Raw genomic sequence first — 3,259 nt, forward strand, 5'->3', positions numbered from 1 at the left:
GCATTCTCAGCTTGGCCACCTTATCATCCTGATGAACCAGGAACACCGCGCCGACCGGCTGACCACCGCGCTCGGCGATCCAGCAGAAATCGCGGCCGGGCACGAAATTGCGAATGAAATCGGCGCCGATCTCGGCGAGCATGGCCTCGAACTCGATCGTCCAGCCATATTCCTCGGCATAAAGTTGGGCCTGGCGCTGCACGACCCAGCCGACATCGCCGACGCGGTGCGGCCGCAACGTCACCTCGCCGCTTTCACGGGTGGGATCACCCAGCAATTCCCCCGCCTTGCGCAAGGCGCTGCGCAGTTCATGCAACCTGTCGTCGGGTACGCTTTCGATCAGCCGCGCCGTATCCCGATCGGCCGCCGCCTGCAGCCTGGCAAGCGCTGCCTCGCCCCTTGCGGTCAGCGAGAGGACCCTTCGGCGCCGGTCAGCCGGGTCCGTTCTGGCCTCGGTCAGCCCCTGGCCCGCGAACTTGCGCAGGATCCGCGTCAGATAGGCGGCATCGACACGCAATTGTCTCGATATTTCGGAGGCCGCCGGGCCATTCTCGAGCCGAAAAGCCCCAACCAGGAAACCTCGCTCGCCGGCGATTTCGGCGGAAGCCGGGTTGCTGCGGTGACCCAGTTCGAACAGCACGCGCGCCTCGGTCAAAGTGAATGCACTTTGTGTCAGCGTCTCGTCGAGAAGGCCGACAGTGCGCGTGTAGAAGCGATTGAAGCGCCGGACATCGGCCACCAATGCGTTGCGTTCGTCCAACATTTGCGGCCAGCTCCTAATAAAGCAGTTCCATTTTCCTAAATTAGTGGACTGAGTCAATTAAATTCAAGGCCAGAAGGCCAGCTAAAGCCGGAAGGCCCAGCTATTGCGTCCGCGCGCAGGTTGCATTCCTCAGGCCGTGCGCCAGATTCAAAACGAGACAGGCTTGGAGAGATTCATGGCTGGTCATCGCAGGAAAGTGCACGCACGCGTCTACGGTAACGTGCAAGGCGTCGGCTTCAGAGCCTGGGCCCGGGATGAGGCCACGGGCCTTGGTCTTGCGGGCTGGGTTTGCAATGAAGCGGACGGGTCCGTAACGGCCGAGATCGCAGGCCTCGATGAGGAGGTCTCGACAATGATCGAGCGCCTCTGGAAAGGGCCGGCCGGGGCTTTGGTTTCCAAGGTCGACGTCGAGGAGTTGGAGGCAGACAACGCCTCTGTTGGGTTCAGAATCGTGGCATGAAGGCGGATTTGGATTGAGCGCCTTGAATTAATTAAACGTTCGTTTTATTATTGCTCCGCAGAGGAGCTGACATGGCACGCACCGCCGGGTCTGATGGCGAAAAGACCGAAGCGACCATTCGTGAGGCGGCGGTCAATCTGATCGCGCGTTTTGGCTACGAGGCGATGTCGATGCGACAGCTCGCCGCCGAGGTCGGCGTACAGGCGGCCGCACTCTACCGCTACTTTCCGACCAAGGAAGAGCTTCTGTTCACGCTGATGCGCGAGCACATGGAAGGTTTGACCGAAGCGTGGGAAACAGCTCGCCCGGTTAATGCGGATCCCGTGCAGCGGCTTTCGGCCTATGTCGAAAACCACATCACTTTCCACATCGAGCGACGGCACGCCACGCATGTGTCGAACATGGAATTGCGCAGCCTGTCGCCGGAAAGGCTGACGCAGATCCTGCGCATGCGCACTGCCTACGAGAAGGAGCTGCGCACCATCCTGCGCGACGGCGCCGAGACGGGCACCTTCAGCATCGACGACACCGGGCTGACCGCCATGGCGCTGATCCAGATGATGACCGGCGTCATCGTCTGGTTTCGGCCGGGCGAACGGCTGTCGATCGCTGAAGTGACCACAACATATCTTTCAATGACAATGCGGCTCGTCGGCGCGAAGATCGACGCCTACGGCGCCGCGCGTCCCTTCGGACGCGCAAAGGACGCTGCAGCATTTTGATTCGCGCATGATCCCTTTCCGAAATCAAAGTCGATTTTCGAGGTCATGCGCAGGGAGGAGAAAAATGTACACCAACACGCTCAGCTTCGGGCATGACGAAGAGATCGAGGCGCTGCGCGACATGGTGCGGCGCTTTGCCCAGGACCGGATCGCGCCGATCGCCGCCGACATCGATCGCTCGAACGAATTCCCGGCGCATCTGTGGGGCGAATTCGGTGCGCTCGGCCTGCTCGGCATCACCGCCGACCCCGATTTCGGCGGCAGCGGCATGGGCTATCTCGCCCATGTGATCGCCGTCGAGGAGATTTCGCGCGCTTCGGCCTCGGTCGGCCTCTCCTACGGTGCCCATTCCAACCTCTGCGTCAACCAGATCAACCGCTGGGCGACGCAGGCGCAGAAGGAAAAATACCTGCCGCCGCTGTGCTCGGGCGAGCGAGTCGGCGCGCTGGCGATGTCGGAATCCGGCGCCGGCTCGGACGTCGTCTCGCTGAAGCTGCGCGCCGAAAAGCGCAATGACCGCTACGTGCTCAACGGCACCAAGATGTGGATCACCAACGGGCCGGACGCCGAGACGCTGGTGGTCTATGCCAAGACGGATCCGGACCAGAAATCGCGCGGCATCACCGCCTTCATCGTCGAGAAGGCTTTTGCCGGATTTTCCGTGGCGCAAAAGCTCGACAAGCTCGGCATGCGCGGCTCCAACACCGGCGAGCTGGTGTTTAGGGATGTCGAGGTGCCCTTCGACAACGTGCTGCATGAGGAAGGGCGCGGCGTCGAAGTGCTGATGTCTGGCCTAGACTATGAGCGCACGGTGCTTGCCGGCGGCCCGATCGGCCTGATGGCGGCGTGCCTCGACGTGGCAATCCCCTATGTGCATGAGCGCAAGCAGTTCGGACAGGCGATCGGCGAGTTCCAACTGGTGCAGGGCAAGCTGGCCGACATGTACACGACGCTGAATGCCGCGCGCGCCTATGTCTATGCCGTCGCCGCCGCCTGCGATCGTGGCCAGACGACGCGCAAGGATGCCGCCGGCTGCGTGCTGTTTGCCGCCGAGAAGGCGACGCTGATGGCGCTCGACGCCATCCAGCTGCTTGGCGGCAACGGCTACATCAACGACTATCCAACCGGCCGCCTGTTGCGCGATGCCAAGCTCTACGAGATCGGCGCCGGCACCAGCGAAATCCGCCGCTGGCTGATCGGCCGCGAGATCATGGCGGAGGGGGTGTAGGTATGGCCACGTTGCAAACCCAGATCTCCCCCTCCTCCGAAACCTTCCGTGCCAACGCCGAGCGCATGCGGGCGCTGGTCGCCGAC

General features: G+C 62.4%; 4 protein-coding genes. 3 read left to right on the plus strand and 1 reads right to left on the minus strand.

Annotated elements, in window-relative coordinates; all coding sequences use genetic code 11:
* Window positions 1–763 (minus strand): MarR family winged helix-turn-helix transcriptional regulator (locus tag EN884_RS30620; RefSeq protein WP_164895254.1); only part of this gene is annotated, 763 nt, incomplete at its 3' end.
* 175 nt (window positions 764–938) lie between these two features.
* Here EN884_RS30620 and EN884_RS30625 point away from each other — a divergent pair.
* The 3 genes from EN884_RS30625 to EN884_RS30635 all read left to right on the plus strand — a co-directional run bounded on the left by EN884_RS30625 (window position 939) and on the right by EN884_RS30635 (window position 3,173).
* Window positions 939–1,223, plus strand: coding sequence for an acylphosphatase (locus tag EN884_RS30625; RefSeq protein ID WP_013532605.1), 285 nt, complete (start codon window positions 939–941; stop codon window positions 1,221–1,223).
* A gap of 71 nt (window positions 1,224–1,294) precedes the next feature.
* A complete protein-coding gene (locus tag EN884_RS30630) occupies window positions 1,295–1,945 on the plus strand; it encodes a TetR/AcrR family transcriptional regulator (RefSeq protein ID WP_013532606.1) in 651 nt (216 codons plus the stop codon).
* A 64-nt stretch (window positions 1,946–2,009) separates the two neighbouring features.
* The gene (locus tag EN884_RS30635) at window positions 2,010–3,173 is read left to right on the plus strand and encodes an isovaleryl-CoA dehydrogenase (protein ID WP_013532607.1); all 1,164 of its coding nucleotides are present in this window, start codon (window positions 2,010–2,012) and stop codon (window positions 3,171–3,173) included.
* Window positions 3,174–3,259: the final 86 nt, after the last annotated feature.

The organism is Mesorhizobium sp. M7A.F.Ca.AU.001.01.1.1 (assembly GCF_004022735.1).
Taxonomy (GTDB): Bacteria; Pseudomonadota; Alphaproteobacteria; order Rhizobiales; family Rhizobiaceae; genus Mesorhizobium; species Mesorhizobium ciceri.